At 61.8% G+C, this 14,340-nt stretch carries 15 protein-coding genes; 5 read left to right on the top strand and 10 right to left on the bottom strand.

Translation table 11 applies throughout. The features are described from left to right. Positions 1 to 13 precede the first annotated feature (13 nt). Positions 14 to 1,537, top strand: coding sequence for an NADH-quinone oxidoreductase subunit M (nuoM, locus tag ACUN8C_RS15070; RefSeq protein ID WP_445619981.1), 1,524 nt, complete (start codon positions 14 to 16; stop codon positions 1,535 to 1,537). A gap of 6 nt (positions 1,538 to 1,543) precedes the next feature. Then, on the top strand, positions 1,544 to 2,992 hold the full coding sequence (gene nuoN / locus ACUN8C_RS15065) for an NADH-quinone oxidoreductase subunit NuoN (protein ID WP_445619980.1): 1,449 nt from the start codon (positions 1,544 to 1,546) through the stop codon (positions 2,990 to 2,992). Between the two features lie 102 nt (positions 2,993 to 3,094). Here nuoN and ACUN8C_RS15060 read toward each other — a convergent pair whose 3' ends face one another. Both ACUN8C_RS15060 and ACUN8C_RS15055 read right to left on the bottom strand, forming a co-directional pair. Next, a complete protein-coding gene (locus tag ACUN8C_RS15060; RefSeq protein WP_445619979.1) occupies positions 3,095 to 3,919 on the bottom strand; it encodes an endonuclease/exonuclease/phosphatase family protein in 825 nt (274 codons plus the stop codon). A gap of 77 nt (positions 3,920 to 3,996) precedes the next feature. Further along, positions 3,997 to 4,629 (bottom strand): thiol:disulfide interchange protein DsbA/DsbL, encoded by a 633-nt coding sequence (locus ACUN8C_RS15055; protein WP_445621872.1) that lies wholly within the window; start codon positions 4,627 to 4,629, stop codon positions 3,997 to 3,999. 251 nt (positions 4,630 to 4,880) lie between these two features. Between ACUN8C_RS15055 and yihA the strand changes: the two genes are divergently transcribed. Then, complete coding sequence (gene yihA / locus ACUN8C_RS15050; RefSeq protein ID WP_445619978.1) at positions 4,881 to 5,522, top strand: ribosome biogenesis GTP-binding protein YihA/YsxC; 642 nt, start codon at positions 4,881 to 4,883, stop codon at positions 5,520 to 5,522. 59 nt (positions 5,523 to 5,581) lie between these two features. On the opposite strand, the gene ACUN8C_RS15045 is transcribed toward yihA, so the two are convergent. The 8 genes from ACUN8C_RS15045 to argH all read right to left on the bottom strand — a co-directional run bounded on the left by ACUN8C_RS15045 (position 5,582) and on the right by argH (position 12,365). Then, on the bottom strand, positions 5,582 to 5,917 hold the full coding sequence (locus ACUN8C_RS15045) for a hypothetical protein (protein WP_445619977.1): 336 nt from the start codon (positions 5,915 to 5,917) through the stop codon (positions 5,582 to 5,584). A 202-nt stretch (positions 5,918 to 6,119) separates the two neighbouring features. After that, positions 6,120 to 6,821 carry an HAD family hydrolase gene (locus tag ACUN8C_RS15040; protein WP_445619976.1) on the bottom strand — a complete coding sequence of 234 codons (702 nt, stop codon included), beginning with the start codon at positions 6,819 to 6,821 and terminating at the stop codon, positions 6,120 to 6,122. Next, a complete protein-coding gene (locus ACUN8C_RS15035; RefSeq protein WP_445619975.1) occupies positions 6,814 to 7,779 on the bottom strand; it encodes a tyrosine recombinase XerC in 966 nt (321 codons plus the stop codon). The genes ACUN8C_RS15040 and ACUN8C_RS15035 overlap by 8 nt, the downstream gene beginning before the upstream one ends. Next, a complete protein-coding gene (locus ACUN8C_RS15030) occupies positions 7,776 to 8,477 on the bottom strand; it encodes a DUF484 family protein (protein ID WP_445619974.1) in 702 nt (233 codons plus the stop codon). Before ACUN8C_RS15030 ends, ACUN8C_RS15035 begins: the two co-directional genes overlap by 4 nt. Positions 8,478 to 8,498: 21 nt before the next feature. Next, complete coding sequence (gene dapF, locus ACUN8C_RS15025; protein WP_445619973.1) at positions 8,499 to 9,329, bottom strand: diaminopimelate epimerase; 831 nt, start codon at positions 9,327 to 9,329, stop codon at positions 8,499 to 8,501. Further along, positions 9,326 to 10,612 carry a diaminopimelate decarboxylase gene (gene lysA, locus ACUN8C_RS15020; RefSeq protein WP_445619972.1) on the bottom strand — a complete coding sequence of 429 codons (1,287 nt, stop codon included), beginning with the start codon at positions 10,610 to 10,612 and terminating at the stop codon, positions 9,326 to 9,328. The genes dapF and lysA overlap by 4 nt, the downstream gene beginning before the upstream one ends. Beyond that, positions 10,609 to 10,941 (bottom strand): LPS translocon maturation chaperone LptM, encoded by a 333-nt coding sequence (gene lptM / locus ACUN8C_RS15015; RefSeq protein WP_445619971.1) that lies wholly within the window; start codon positions 10,939 to 10,941, stop codon positions 10,609 to 10,611. Before lptM ends, lysA begins: the two co-directional genes overlap by 4 nt. Beyond that, positions 10,938 to 12,365 (bottom strand): argininosuccinate lyase, encoded by a 1,428-nt coding sequence (gene argH / locus ACUN8C_RS15010; RefSeq protein WP_445619970.1) that lies wholly within the window; start codon positions 12,363 to 12,365, stop codon positions 10,938 to 10,940. The genes lptM and argH overlap by 4 nt, the downstream gene beginning before the upstream one ends. A gap of 195 nt (positions 12,366 to 12,560) precedes the next feature. Here argH and hemC point away from each other — a divergent pair, with 195 nt between their 5' ends. Beyond that, a complete protein-coding gene (hemC, locus tag ACUN8C_RS15005; RefSeq protein ID WP_445619969.1) occupies positions 12,561 to 13,514 on the top strand; it encodes a hydroxymethylbilane synthase in 954 nt (317 codons plus the stop codon). A gap of 60 nt (positions 13,515 to 13,574) precedes the next feature. Then, complete coding sequence (locus tag ACUN8C_RS15000; RefSeq protein WP_445619968.1) at positions 13,575 to 14,324, top strand: uroporphyrinogen-III synthase; 750 nt, start codon at positions 13,575 to 13,577, stop codon at positions 14,322 to 14,324. Positions 14,325 to 14,340: the final 16 nt, after the last annotated feature.

The following is a 14,340-nucleotide window of genomic DNA, read 5'->3' as shown; positions in this document are numbered from 1 at the left end:
ATGCGATCACGCCATGATGCTGCCCTGGCTATTACTCATACCCTTTATCGGGGGGCTGCTGTGCTGGCAGTTCGAGCTGATCAGACCCAACACGGCCATGCCGCGCTGGATTGCGCTGATTTCCATGGTGGCGCTGCTGGTGATGGCGCTGGTCATGTGGGTAAGCGGCGATTACAGCCTGTCGCAGGTGGTCGGCAATACGCCCGAATGGCAAAGCGAGTTCCGGCTGCCCTGGATCGATGCCTTCGGCATTACCTTCCATCTGGCACTCGATGGCCTGTCACTGATCATGATCACCCTGACCGGCATTCTGGGGATCATGGCCGTGGTCTGTTCCTGGAAGGAGATCAATCGGCGTGTCGGCTTTTTCCACCTCAACCTGATGTGGGTCATCGGCGGTGTGGTCGGGGTTTTTCTGGCCATCGATCTTTTCCTGTTCTTTTTCTTCTGGGAAATGATGCTGGTGCCGATGTACTTCCTGATTGCCCTTTGGGGGCATGAGTCGGAAGGCAAGTCGCCGGTGTCGGCCGCCATCAAGTTCTTTATCTATACCCAGGCGTCCGGTCTTTTGATGCTGGTCTCCATTTTGGGCCTGGTGTTCATGCACTATACCCAGACCGGTGTGTTCTCCTTTGACTACAGCATCCTGCGTGAGACACCCATTACCGGCGTCATGTCATGGGTATTGATGCTCGGTTTCTTTATTGCCTTTGCCGTCAAGCTGCCGGTAGTGCCACTGCATGGCTGGCTGCCCGATGCGCATGCTCAGGCGCCGACGGCGGGCAGTGTGGATCTGGCCGGCATCCTGCTCAAGACGGCGGCCTATGGCCTTTTGCGCTTTGCGCTGCCGCTGTTTCCTGAAACCTCACAGGCCTTTGCGCCCATCGCGATGACGCTGGGGCTGGTCGGTATTTTCTACGGCGGCGTGCTGGCGTTTTCCCAGACTGACATCAAGCGGCTGATTGCCTGTTCCAGTATTTCCCACATGGGCTTTGTGCTGATCGGTATCTACTCCGGCACGCTGCTGGCGCTGCAGGGCGTCATTTTGCAGATGGTGGCGCACGCCTTCTCGGCGGCGGGGCTTTTCATGATCAGCGGCCAGCTCTACGAGCGTCTGCATACGCGTGACATGCGTCAGATGGGCGGGTTGTTCGGCCGTCTGGGGGCGCTGCCGGGATTTGCCCTGGTCTTTGTCATGGCGTCTCTTGGCATGCCGGGCACCGGTAACTTCATTGGCGAGTTTCTGATCCTGTTCGGGGCCTTTGATGTGGTGCCCTGGGTGGTGGTGATCGCCAGTGGTGGTCTTGTGCTGTCCGCGGTCTACTCGCTGATTCTGATGCATCGGGTCTACTGGGGCCCGCCGCGGGAGAAAAGCACCATTGCCCGTCTGGATGGCCGCGAGTATGCCATGCTGCTGAGCACGCTGGTGCTGACCATTGCGCTGGGCCTGTACCCTCAGGTGGTGCTCGATATTTCGCAGGGCGCGATGCATGAAGTGCGTCACTGGTTTGCTGTTTCACCTTCGTTTGCGGGCTGAGCCGACATGAATCTGACCCTGTCACATCTGATCGCCCTGTTACCGCTTCTGATCGTCTGCGCCACGGTCATCGTGGTGATGCTGGGCATTGCCTGGCGGCGCCACCATGTGGCGACCGCTACCCTGACCACAATCGGCCTCAACGCGGCGCTGTTCTCGCTGCTGGCGGTGCTGACGGTCACGCCGATTCGCGTGTCGCCGCTGCTTTTGATCGACAACTATGCCGTGCTCTACATGGCACTGATCCTGATTGCGGGACTGGCCTCCACGACGCTGGCGCATGCCTATCTGGAGGGCTTTAACGATCAGAAGGAAGAGTTCTACATGCTGCTGGGCTGCTCGGTACTGGGCGGTCTGACCATGGTGGCCAGCGACCATCTGCTGTCGCTGTTTTTCGGACTCGAGCTTTTGAGCGTGCCGCTCTACGGCATGGCGGCCTATGCCTTTCGCACTCGGCTGTCGCTGGAGTCAGGCATCAAGTACATGGTGCTGTCTGCAGCGGCCTCGGCCTTTTTGCTCTTTGGCATGGCGCTGTTGTATGCCGAGTCCGGTTCGCTGGCCTTCGCCGATCTGGGCGCGCGTCTGACCGAAGGCGGCGGCCATGCCAGCTGGCTGTTGATGGGCATTGGCATGACGGTGATCGCGATGGCCTTCAAGCTGTCGCTGGTGCCGTTTCATCTCTGGACGGCCGACGTCTATGAAGGTGCCCCGGCCCCTGTGACTGCCTTTCTGGCCACGGTCAGCAAGATTGCCGTCTTTGCGCTTTTGATGCGTCTATTCATGAGCGCGCCGGTCACCGACATGGCCAGTCTGCACACGACGGTGGCTTTCATCGCATTCCTGTCGATGGTGGTCGGCAATCTCATGGCGCTGCGTCAGGACAATATCAAACGTCTGATGGGGTATTCTTCCATCGGCCACATGGGCTATCTGTTGACCGTGGTGGTGGCCAGCGACGACATGGCGCTGTTGACCACCGGCATCTATCTGATCACCTATGTGGCCACGACGCTGGCGACCTTCGGGGTGATTGCGCTGGTATCGAGCCCCTGGCAGGGCAGCGATGTCGCCTCATTGAAGTTCTATCGTGGCCTGTTCTGGCGGCGCCCCTACCTGGCGGCTGTCATGACGGTGATGATGCTGTCGCTGGCCGGCATTCCGATGACGGCTGGTTTCATCGGCAAGTTCTACGTGCTGGCCACCGGCGTTGAAGCACAGCTCTGGTGGCTGGTGGCCGGTGTGATTCTCGGTAGCGCCATCAGCCTTTACTACTATCTGCGCGTCATGGTCATGCTCTATCTTCAACCCACCGAGACGGAAGAGTACGACGCTTCCAGCGACTGGGGGCAGCGTGCCGGCGGCATCATGGTGATCCTGCTGGCGCTGGCGGTACTGATTCTGGGGGTTTATCCGCAGCCGATGATCATACTGGTCAGTGGCGCTACGCTGGGCTAGGCGTCCAGGGGTTTGGTGGCCATGCGAAAGCGCCCCATCCGAAAGGATGGGGCGCTTTTTCGTGCTGTGCCTGGCTGTGCCTGAAAAGAGGGCCTGCAATCGTCAGCGCACGCTCTGCGGGGTCGTGCCCCCGAGCCCTGCAATGGAAATGCTGCGCGCACACGCCAGCGGCAGGGTGACCTCCACGGCCAGCGGCAGGTGATCGGAATAAAGCGGTGGCAGGGCACGCAGATGGTTCATCCGCAGTGAAGGAGACACCACGATGTGATCCAGTGCGCGGGTAGGCTGCCAGGCCGGATGGCTGGGGATGCCGTGACCCTGCTCAAGGGACAGCACGCGGGCAAAGCGCGCATGCGACTTGAGTTTGTCATGGGTGCAGTTCAGATCGCCCATGATGATCACATTTTTGAGCGGGGCCACCAGTTCGCTGATGTAGTCCAGCTGAAGATTCTGGGTGCGCGTGCCCAGCGCCAGGTGCAGCACAAAAAGATGCAGGGCTTCGGGACCTTCCCCGAAACGGATGTGCATGGCGCCGCGTCCCTTGGGGCCGGGCAGGCGATGATTGTTGGTGTGGCTGATCGCCAGACGGCTGAGCAGGCCGTTGCTGTGTTTGGCGAAGCGGCCGAAATCCCGGTTGAGCTGCTGCGAGGCGTAGGGAAAGCCGGCCTGCGCGGCCAGATATTCAACGTGATTGATATTGCTTGAGCGAAAGCTGCCGCCATCCACTTCCTGCAGCCCGACGAGGTCGAACTGCCGGAAGGTGTCACACATCACATCGAGGCGGCTGGCGCGGCCGCGATGGGGCAGGAAGTGCTGCCAGCTTCGTGTCACATAGTGATGGTAGGCATGTGTGTGAATGCCGACCTGCATGTTGAAGGTGAGCAGCTTCAGAGACGTGATGCGTTCGCTTTGACTGTCGTCCTGCATTCAATATCCCGGTTGGCAAGGCAGGAAGGCCCGATACGCGTGATATCGGGCCGCCGGCATGATGCATCAATTATGAATCAATTGGTGCCCTGTGCCTCTTTTTCCTGACGGGTCTTCTCGATCAGGGCTTCAGCGATTTTCGGCATGTTGTCCAGACCGTTGGCCGAGCGCGGCGTGATGACATACTGGCCGTTGACGACCAGTGCCGGTACGCCCATCAGCTTGTAGGCCTTCATGCGGGCATTGGCCTGGTTGAGCTGGCTCTTGACGCCAAAGGACTTGAGCGCCTTGAGGGCCTCATCCTTGCTGACGCCATAGTGGGTGAAGAACTCGGCGATGTCGTTGTCATCGGTCAGGCGCTGACCATCCTTCTGGATGGCGTCAAAAAATTCACGGTGAAATTTGGTGTCGAAAATATTCAGCTCACGGGCGGCGTAATAGGCTGTGGCATGGCGCATCCAGACCTTGCCCATGGTGGCCGGCAGACGGTCAAATGTGACGTCATCAGGCAAAGTGTCGACCCAGGTTTCAAGTGGTTCTTCCAGTGCGTAGCAGTGTGGGCAGCCGTACCAGAACACCTCGGTGACGCCGATCTTGCCATCCGGCAGTCCGCTGGAAACCGGTTCATCGAGAACCTCGTAATCCTGCCCGGCAACCGGCTCGGCTGCCATGGCCATGCTGGATAGACCACAAACGGCAATGGCGGCCATCAGCCAGCGGGCGCCTGGAAAATGCTTTGGCTTCACAATGTTACTCCCTGAATAGGAAATGATTTCAATATTACCTGAGCGCTGTTGTTATCAGCATGTTATGCATCGTTACTTTGAACCCCCGGCGCCCGAAGGGTTCCCTGCTATCCTGGCAGACACGAACACGACTGACGAGCGAGGCGTCAACCCGGGGTGTTACACTCACTTCATTATCTCATCTTTGCTCATTGTCTCATCGTTGGAAATACCTCATGTCGGATGTCATGTCTCATCATTTTCCGTCGGCCACGTTTTTGACCAGTGCTCCGAAACTGGCCGATTGTCCGGCAGATACCGGGCTGGAAGTCGCCTTTGCCGGGCGCTCCAATGCCGGCAAGTCCAGCGCCATCAATACGCTGACCCGGCAAAAGGCGCTGGCGCGCACGTCGAGAACGCCCGGGCGTACCCAGCTGATCAATTTTTTTACCGTGGGTGACCCACAGTATCGGCTGGTGGATCTTCCCGGTTATGGCTTTGCCAAGGTGCCGGAGGCCGTACGCCGTGAATGGCAAAAGCATCTGGCGCAGTATCTGCGCGAGCGTCGTTCTCTGCAGGGGACGGTGCTGGTCATGGATGTCCGCCATCCGCTGACCGAATTCGACCAGATGATGATGGGCTGGGCGGATGAAAATGACATGCCTTTGCATATCCTTTTGACCAAGGCCGACAAGCTCAAGCGCGGGGCGGCCATGGGCGTGCTGTCAAAGGTGCGTCATCAGCTCAAGGAGTGGGAGGATCTGGTCAGCGTGCAGCTGTTTTCCTCGCATGATCGTCAGGGGGTGGATGCGCTCAATGAACGTCTTTGTCAGTGGCTTACGCCTGGTCATGCGCCGTCTTCGAAAGATCAACCCTGATTTGAAACGCCTGACGACCTGGTGGCTGAAAGGAGGGCAGCCCCTGACGGCGCTATGGACTAGAAGCTATAGATCTGGCGGCCGGACGGGTAGCGCATGCTCATCGAAGGGGCAGGCGTTTGCGGGCCGAACAGTGTGCCGGTGGTCGGCATATTCTGCGCACCGCGCGTTGGCCGGTCCGGGTCAAACAGCATCGGCTGTGACTGACCCTGCTGGCCATCGAACTGCAACAGGGCCGTGGCCTCTCTCTGCTGGCCCGGATAGTGCAGGGTGGTGCCCTGCGTCAGGCTGGCCTCGCTCGACAACGTTGCCTCGTTGTCTGACATGGGCAGGGCAATCACCAGTGCCAAGGCACAAAGCACCAGCGTAATGCTGAGTATATCGAGAGGACGCATGATCCGAAGAGCCTATCAGGGTCGATGAAAAAGGATGAACACCCACGTCAGGCAGTCATTATTATCAAGCGGGGCATACCATGATGCCCCGTGAAGCGCTGAAAAAAGTGTGCTTATTATTTCATGTCCTAATAATAGGCGAGTGTTTTAAAAGGTAACTGAATTTTTCAGTCCTTCTACGGTCATCCTTCCCTCTTGCCCGTTACTCAAGCCCTGCCAGCATCGCTTCAAGCTCACGAATGTGAGTCAGACGATGAATGCCGGCCGGCGCCTGTTCAGGCAGCCCCGTGTTTTTGGCATCGATCCAGGCCACGTGCATGCCAAGACGCTGTGCCGGCAGGGCATCCTCGGCCCAGGAATCTCCCACATGGACCGCCTCGCGCGGGGACTGTGCGCCCAGACGCGCCATGGCCGACAGAAAACAGCGGGCATCGGGCTTGGGGGCCAGCGCCACACCGGCCTTGATGATGACATCAAAGTGCTCGGCGATGACCAGGCGCTCCAGGTCCACGTTGCCGTTGGTGATGGCGCCCAGACGAATGCCCCGCGCGCGCAGTCTTTCCAGCATGGCCGGCACCTCTTCAAAGATGGCGACATCGTGGCGCAGCGTCAGCATGTGCTCGATGGTGTCATCGGCCCAGCGTCGCGCTTCGTCCTCTGCCAGGCCGAACTCGACCAGCATCCCGGCCAGGGTCTGGTGACGCAGCCAGGTGAAATCCCCCCGACGCAGCGGATGCTGCTGCGCCAGTGCCATGCGTCGGCGCTGATACTCCTCCAGCGGGAAATGCGCCGCATGGCCGATCTGCTCATCAAGCCATTGATAGTGGCCGGGCTCGGTGGCGGCCATTACCGGGCCGTTGTCCCAGAAGGTGTCGTCGAGATCGAAAGTGATGGCCTTAATCATGGGGCGTGTCCTGATGGTCTGAAGTCCTGAAGGAAGAGGCTTCGCGGGAAGATGAGTAACGGTCGGCGTCAGGCTTTCGATGCGCGCGCGGATGGGCGCGGTCAAAGGTGTCAGCCAGATGCTGCCAGTCCAGTCGAGTGTAGACCTGGGTGGTGGAGAGATGGGCATGGCCCAGCAGTTCCTGCACCGCGCGCAGATCCTGGCTCGATTCCAGCAGATGGCTGGCAAAGCTGTGGCGCAGGCGATGCGGATGCAGATGTTCGGGCAGCCCGCGCTCACGGCCCAACTGCGCCATACGCAGTTGAATGGCGCGGTGGCCCAGACGCTGCCCTCGCGTGCCGACAAACAGCGCCGGCTCGTGAGGGCCTGCCAGCAGGCCACGCACCTTGAGCCACTCGGCCAGGGCGGCGGCGGCCCGGCGCCCGATCGGCACCTGGCGCGGCTTGTCTCCCTTGCCGCGCACCCGGGCGCGCTGGGTATCTATATCGCTCAGATCAATGCCGGCAAGCTCTGCCAGACGCAGTCCGCTGGAGTAGCAAAGCTCGAGCATGGCCTGATCACGCAGTGACAGTGGCGAACCATCGTGCGGCATATCCAGAAACTGGCCCAGCACATCGACATCGACCGGTCGCGGTAGATGGCGCGGCATTTTGGGCGTATCCAGCAGGCGAGCCGGGTTGTGGCCCAAAAGTCCCTGTTCAATCAGCAGGTCGCAGAAGCGCCGGATGGCCGCCTGCCGTCGCGCCAGACTGCGCGCCGCCAGCCCACGGGTGCGCTCACGGCCCAGAAAGCGGCGCAGACGGTGAATATCAAGCGCGTCCCATGAGGTGATCGCCTCGCGGTCCATAAATGCCATCAGCGCTGTCAGATCGCGACGATAGGCATCGACCGTGGCCGGACTATGCCGGTGGCGCAGGCGTTCAACAAAGGTGTCGACCAGCGGCTGCAGGGTACTCATGACGAGGTTCGCAGCAAAAGACGCGACATGACCTCGCCCAGCCAGGTCATGTTGTCCGGCGCCATCACCCATGGCAGCGCCGCTTTGTCAGGATGGGCCAGGACCAGATAGCCGTGACGATCCCCCAGCGCCAGTCGGATCACGGCGCAGCGGCCGTCGCTCAGGGACGCGCCCGGCAACAGACGCTCAGACGTCGCGCTGTCCAGCGTCAGCGTGTCATTGGCACAGCAGAGTGTCGAGGCGAGCCACTGATCAGTGTCATCATCAAGTTCATGGGTCGGCGGCTGTGGCCATTCGCCGTTTGAGAGCTGTCGCCACACGGTCAGATGCTGCACGCCAAAGCGCTCACCAAGCTCTGCCGTCAGCGTCTGTGCCAGAGCATCGGGGCTTTCAGCCTGCAGCAGTGACAGGACCAGCGCCCGCATGGCACTGGCCTGCTGATCATGATGTCGCGCCGCGTTCAGCAACGCCTGGTGCTGCCCTTCGGCCAGCTCGGTACGTGCGCGCAGGGTTGCAATCAGACGTTCGACCAGCGATACGGCACCGCCGGTCTGAGGGTGAGAGATCTGCATCGAGGCCAGCAGCGCCTCGCGTCCCTCGAAGAAGTCGGGGTGGCATGAAAGCCAGTCGCTGACCTGATCGGCCTTGAGCGCCTCAGGGCGCTGGCGATCGGGCGCACTACTGTCATCATCGGTCATGTCATCCCCCGGGGAGCAGTTCTATACAATGATACGGCCATCAAAGACACGCTCGGCCGGGCCGATCATGATGACCGAGTGCCCGGGTCCTGCCCATTCGATGCTCAGGTTCCCGCCGGGCAGGGTCACCTCTACGTGCTGATCCAGCAGGCCGCGACGAATGCCGCTGACCACGGCGGCGCAGGCGCCAGTACCGCAGGCCAGGGTTTCGCCCACGCCGCGCTCGAACACGCGCAGCCGCACGCGCTGACGTGACACGATCTCCAGAAAGCCCACGTTGACCCGCCTGGGAAAGCGCGGATGTGCCTCGATGCGCGGCCCCAGCGTGGTCACGGGCGCATGCTCGACGCTTTCAACGTCGATCACCGCATGCGGGTTGCCCATCGACAGGGCATCCAGCGAGATGGTCTCGCCATCGATGTCCAGCGCGTAATCGTGGCTTTCGGTCTCGGCGGTCAGCGGAATATCGCTGGGCGCGAAACGGGGGGCGCCCATGTCGACGCGTACCCGGCCGTCATCGGCCACCTTCAACAGCAGATTGCCGCCAGCGGTCTGGACTGCAATCTCGCGGCGGGCGGTGAGCTTCTGATCCAGCACAAAGCGGGCAAAGCAGCGGGCACCGTTGCCGCAGTTTTCCACTTCACTGCCATCGGCATTGAAGATGCGGTAGCGAAAGTCCATGTCCGGGCGCGATGGTGGCTCGACCAGCAACAGCTGGTCAAAGCCGATACCAAAGCGACGGTCGGCCAGGGCACGGATACGCTCGCTGTCCAGCCGCGCGCGCTGGGTGACCAGATCGACCACCATGAAGTCATTGCCCAGCCCGTGCATCTTGGTGAAGTGCAGCATCATGACGCGTGATGTCCCTGCGGCGTAAGGGCCGCCTCCGGTAGCAGTGCTTCGCCGGCCCAGAGGCTGGCCAGCGGTTCGCGCTCGCGCACCAGATGCATCTGATCACCGACCACCATGACCTCCGGCGGCCGCGAACGGGTGTTGTAGTTCGACGCCATTACGAAACCGTAGGCACCGGCGGAGTGCACGGCCAGCAGGTCTCCCTGCGCAATGGCCAGCTCGCGGTCCTTGCCCAGATAGTCGCCGGATTCGCAGACCGGCCCGACGATGTCCCAGTGCTTCGTGTCATGCGTCCCGCGCTGGTCCACCCGGGTGATGTTCTGCCAGGCCTGATAAAGCGTGGGCCGGATCAGGTCATTCATGGCGGCATCGACGATGGCAAAGTTTTTCGCCTCGCCGGGTTTGAGATATTCGATCCGGGTGAGCAAAACGCCGGCGTTGGCGGCAATCGAACGGCCGGGTTCGAAGATGAGCTCGACGTCTCGGTCCCCGATGCGCTGGCGCAGGGCGGCGATATAGTCCGCCACCGCCGGCGGCGTCTCGCCGGTGTAGTTCACGCCCAGACCGCCGCCCAGATCCAGATGCTCAATGTGGATGCCATGCTCTGCCAGCTGGTCATACAGGGTGAGCAGGCGATCCAGCGCATCCAGAAAGGGCGAGAGTTCGGTGAGCTGTGAGCCGATATGGCAGTCGATGCCGACCGGATTGACGTGCTCAAGCGCAAACGCGCGCTGATAGACGCGCTCGGCATCGGCAATGGCGATGCCGAACTTGTTGTCCTTGAGCCCGGTAGAAATGTAGGGATGGGTGCGGGCATCGACATCCGGGTTGACCCGGATGGAGATGGCCGCCACCTGCCCGAGCCGGCCGGCGACCTCATTGAGGCGCTCAAGCTCTGCCTTGGATTCCACGTTGAAACACTTGATGCCCACTTCCAGCGCCCGGGCCATCTCGTCCTCGCGCTTGCCGACGCCGGAAAAGACCACCCGGCCCGGGTCGCCGCCGGCGGCCAGTACGCGCTCGAGCTCGCCGAGCGAGACGATATCAAAGCCTGCGCCCAGGCGGGCCAGCAGGTTGAGAATGGCCAGGTTCGAGTTGGTCTTGAGGGCATAGCAGATCAGATGACGCGTGCCCTCGAGCGGCCGGGCGTAATCCAGAAAGTGCTGGCGAAAGGCCGCACTTGAATAGACATAGCAGGGCGTGCCAAAGCGCTCGGCCACGCTTGAAAGCGGCAGCTGCTCGACGTGAAGCTGCTCATCGTGCCAGACAAAATGGGTGCTCATGTGCCCCCCTGACCGACGGCAGCCGGTGCAGCAGGCGCGCCGGAGGAGGCGGCGCCGCCTACCGTGCCGGCCGTGGTGGTGGCAGGGCTGCTGTCGCCTTCGGGCACGCTGACGGCGCTCTGGCGCTCGGCATCGTCACCCTGTTGTGCATCATTCTGACCGGCGCTGTCCTGCTGCGCACTGTCTGCTTGGGCGTCGCCTGATTGATAATCGCCCTGCGGGTCGTAGCGGTCACGGGCCTGCTGGTTGTCAGGCATATAGAGCGGGCCGGTCTGGCCGCAGCCGGCCAGCACCAGAGTGGTCATCATGGCCAGTATCAGGCGGTTCATTGCGCACCATCCTTCTGATCAAGGGCATGGGCCGGAAGTTTGGCCAGCGCTTCACGAGCGCGCTGTGCGGCGGCGCGCACCTGGTCGGGGGCCGTGCCGCCAATATGGTTGCGCGCGGCGACCGAGCCTTCCAGCGTCAGATAGTCAAAGATGTCGTCGTTGATGCGGGTGGAGAAGCGCTTGAGCTCTTCAAGCGTCATTTCGGAAAGGTCACGACCTTCTTCGATACCGAAGGCGACCGCCTTGCCAACGATCTCGTGGGCATCGCGGAAGGCCACCCCCTGACGCACCAGGTAGTCGGCGAGATCCGTGGCCGTGGCAAAACCGCGTTTGGCAGCGGCATACATGTTGTCGCTTTTGGCCCGCACCGCCGGGATCATGTCGCCGAAGGCGCGCAGGGAGCCGAGCACGGTGTCGAGGGTGTCAAACAGCGGTTCCTTGTCTTCCTGATTGTCCTTGTTGTAGGCCAGCGGCTGGGATTTCATCAGGGTCAGCAGGCTCATCATGTGACCATAGACACGCCCGGTCTTGCCGCGCACCAGCTCGGGCACATCCGGGTTTTTCTTCTGGGGCATGATCGAGGAGCCGGTGCAGAAACGATCCGGCAGATCGATGAAGTCAAACTGGGCGCTGGTCCAGAGCACCAGCTCTTCACTCATGCGCGACAGGTGCATCATCAGCACACTGGCAAACGCCGTGAACTCGATGGCGAAGTCGCGATCGCTGACCGCATCCAGCGAGTTTTCCGCCGGGCGGTCAAAGCCCAGCAGCCCGGCGGTGACGTGACGATCGATCGGATAGGTCGTCCCGGCCAGCGCCGCGGCGCCCAGCGGCATGATGTTGACGCGCTTGCGCGCATCCAGCAGGCGCTCCTGGTCGCGGGCGATCATCTCCTGCCAGGCCAGCAGATGATGGCCAAAGGTGACCGGCTGGGCGCTTTGCAGATGGGTAAAGCCCGGCATGATGGTATCGGCCTCGGCTTCTGCCAGCTCGATCAGGCCCTGGCGCAGGCGGGCGAGCTCGCTGGCGACGGCATCGATGCCATCGCGCAGATAAAGGCGAATGTCTGTGGCGATCTGGTCGTTGCGTGAACGTCCGGTGTGCAGTTTCTTGCCGACAATCCCGATGCGGTCGGTCAGACGCGCCTCGATGTTCATGTGAATGTCTTCAAGGGCCACGGACCATTCGATCTCGCCGCGCTCGATCTCGGCCTCGATCTCCTTGAGACCATTCACGATGGCGTCGCGCTCGGCGTCGGTCAGAACGCCCACGTGCGCCAGCATGGTGGCATGGGCAATCGAGCCGCGAATGTCATGATGATAAAGGCGCTGGTCGAAACCGATGGAGGCGGTAAAGGCCGCCACGAAGGCGTCGGTGGGCTCGCTGAAGCGACCGCCCCAGGATTGATTGGTGGTTTGCGTCATCTGCTGGCGATCCTGCATCGAAAGGGTCGGGACCGGGAGGCCGGCCGGTTGCCGCCTCCATGGGCGGGTCAGTGTAACAAGAAGTCGATGCCCTGTCGGCACGCCACACGCGCCCTGACGCCTGCAATGACTGTTTTTTGCCGGGCGCCACTGCTTTATCATGGACGTCTCGTTTTGACCTCTACAGGAGCGCTCGTGTCCGACAGAGCCACGATCAGAATCGCCACCCGCAAAAGTCAGCTCGCCCTGTGGCAGGCGGAACACGTCAAGTCTCGTCTTGAGGCCCTGCATCCGGGCCTTGAGGTGGAACTTGTGGGTATGTCCACGCGCGGTGATCGCATCCTGGATACGCCGCTGGCCAAGATTGGCGGCAAGGGGCTGTTCGTCAAGGAACTCGAGGAGGCCATGCTGGCAGGCCTTGCCGACATCGCCGTGCACTCCATGAAGGATGTGCCGATGAGCTTCCCCGACGGTCTCGGCCTGCACGCCATTCTGGACCGAGGCGCGCCCACGGACGCCTTTGTCTCCAACGACTACCCCAATTTTGATGCCCTGCCGCAGGGCGCGAAAGTAGGCACCTCGAGCCTGCGTCGTGCCCTGCAGATTCGTGCGGCTCGCCCGGATCTGGTGGTGCTCAGCCTGCGCGGCAACGTGCAGACCCGGCTGGGCAAGCTCGATGCCGGCGAGTTCGACGCCATTGTGCTGGCCACCTCGGGGCTTGAACGCCTCGGGCTGGCGGCGCGTATTGCCGATCAGCTGGCGCCGGAAGCCATGCTGCCGGCCTGCGGTCAGGGCGCGCTCGGCATCGAGTGTCGCAGCGATGATGACACCCTGCGCGCGCTGATTGCGCCTCTGATCGATCATCCCTCCAGCCTGCGGGTACTGGCCGAGCGGGCCATGAACACCCGTCTTGAAGGCGGCTGTCAGGTGCCGATCGGTGGCTACGCGGTGCTGGAAGACAATGATCAGACGCTGTGGCTGCGTGCTCTGGTCGGTGCGCCCGATGGTTCTCAGGTCATTCATGCCGAGGCACGCGGGCCGGCCAACGATCCGGAAGCGCTGGGGGTTCAGGTGGCAGAAGAACTGCTCGCGCGCGGTGCCGGCGCCATTCTTGATGCCGTTTATGCCGATGAGCGCCCGCCGCGCTGAGGATCCGGGATGTCTTCTTCGTGTTCGAGCCATGGCTCGCATCATACAGCGACCGCTCTGATGGCCCGCCCGGGAGCCCGGGCACGGGCGCTTGAACAGGCGCTTGAGCGAGTCGGGCTGACGCCCCGCTCGCTGGATATCATGACTTTGGTCGCACGCGTGCCGACGCCTTTCGAGCACACGCTCCTGTATGATCTGGATAACTTTCGCCATGTGATCTGTACCAGTCCGTTTGCCGCGACCTGCCTGATCGAGGCCATTGAGGCGCGCTGGCCCCAGTTACCCATCGGCATCGACTTTCATGCTACCGGCGTCAGTACGGCCGAAGTATTGAGCACAGGCCTGGGCGTTGAGGTCAGTGCGCCAGGACCCGGCAGCGGCAGCGCCAGCGAGGCGCTGCTCGACATGCCGGGGCTACAGGCCGTCAGGGGCGCGCGCGTGGCGCTGGTCTCCGGGGAAGGCGGGCGTGAACTGATCGAGCAGACACTTTTGGCGCGTGGCGCCGAGGTGTCACGGCTGTCACTCTATGAGCGACGGCTGCAGCCACCCAGTGCGCCAATGCGTGAGCTTCTGGCACAGGGCGACTTTGCGATATTGATCGTGACCAGTCAGGAGCAGCTCGAGTACCTTGATCAATGGTGTACGCCGGCCACTCGCAAGCGTCCACTGGTCGTTTCCAGCCAGCGATTGGCTACAATGGCAGGCAGGGATCACTTCGAATGTGTTTTCATTGCCGGCGATGCCACGCCGCAGACATTGGCAGAGACCTCGGCAATGGCCTGGCACCAGGCGCCGGGCATACCCGATTAAAAAAAGGGCAGCGATA

The organism is Kushneria sp. Sum13 (assembly GCF_052692355.1).
Note: the sequence above shows the minus strand (reverse complement) of the source record. Positions and strands in the feature narration are given on the sequence as shown.

Bases quoted from the DNA above. Each gene is read 5' to 3' on its own strand.
- ACUN8C_RS15035 (WP_445619975.1), bottom strand. From the start codon at position 7,779: ATGAGTACCCTGCAGCCGCTGGTCGACACCTTTGTTGAACGCCTGCGC.
- ACUN8C_RS15030 (WP_445619974.1), bottom strand. From the start codon at position 8,477: ATGACCGATGATGACAGTAGTGCGCCCGATCGCCAGCGCCCTGAGGCG.
- nuoN (WP_445619980.1), top strand. From the start codon at position 1,544: ATGAATCTGACCCTGTCACATCTGATCGCCCTGTTACCGCTTCTGATC.
- argH (WP_445619970.1), bottom strand. From the start codon at position 12,365: ATGACGCAAACCACCAATCAATCCTGGGGCGGTCGCTTCAGCGAGCCC.
- ACUN8C_RS15040 (WP_445619976.1), bottom strand. From the start codon at position 6,821: ATGATTAAGGCCATCACTTTCGATCTCGACGACACCTTCTGGGACAAC.
- ACUN8C_RS15060 (WP_445619979.1), bottom strand. From the start codon at position 3,919: ATGCAGGACGACAGTCAAAGCGAACGCATCACGTCTCTGAAGCTGCTC.
- ACUN8C_RS15000 (WP_445619968.1), top strand. From the start codon at position 13,575: ATGGCCCGCCCGGGAGCCCGGGCACGGGCGCTTGAACAGGCGCTTGAG.
- dapF (WP_445619973.1), bottom strand. From the start codon at position 9,329: ATGATGCTGCACTTCACCAAGATGCACGGGCTGGGCAATGACTTCATG.
- ACUN8C_RS15045 (WP_445619977.1), bottom strand. From the start codon at position 5,917: ATGCGTCCTCTCGATATACTCAGCATTACGCTGGTGCTTTGTGCCTTG.
- lptM (WP_445619971.1), bottom strand. From the start codon at position 10,941: ATGAACCGCCTGATACTGGCCATGATGACCACTCTGGTGCTGGCCGGC.
- lysA (WP_445619972.1), bottom strand. From the start codon at position 10,612: ATGAGCACCCATTTTGTCTGGCACGATGAGCAGCTTCACGTCGAGCAG.
- ACUN8C_RS15055 (WP_445621872.1), bottom strand. From the start codon at position 4,629: ATGGCCGCCATTGCCGTTTGTGGTCTATCCAGCATGGCCATGGCAGCC.
- nuoM (WP_445619981.1), top strand. From the start codon at position 14: ATGATGCTGCCCTGGCTATTACTCATACCCTTTATCGGGGGGCTGCTG.
- yihA (WP_445619978.1), top strand. From the start codon at position 4,881: ATGTCGGATGTCATGTCTCATCATTTTCCGTCGGCCACGTTTTTGACC.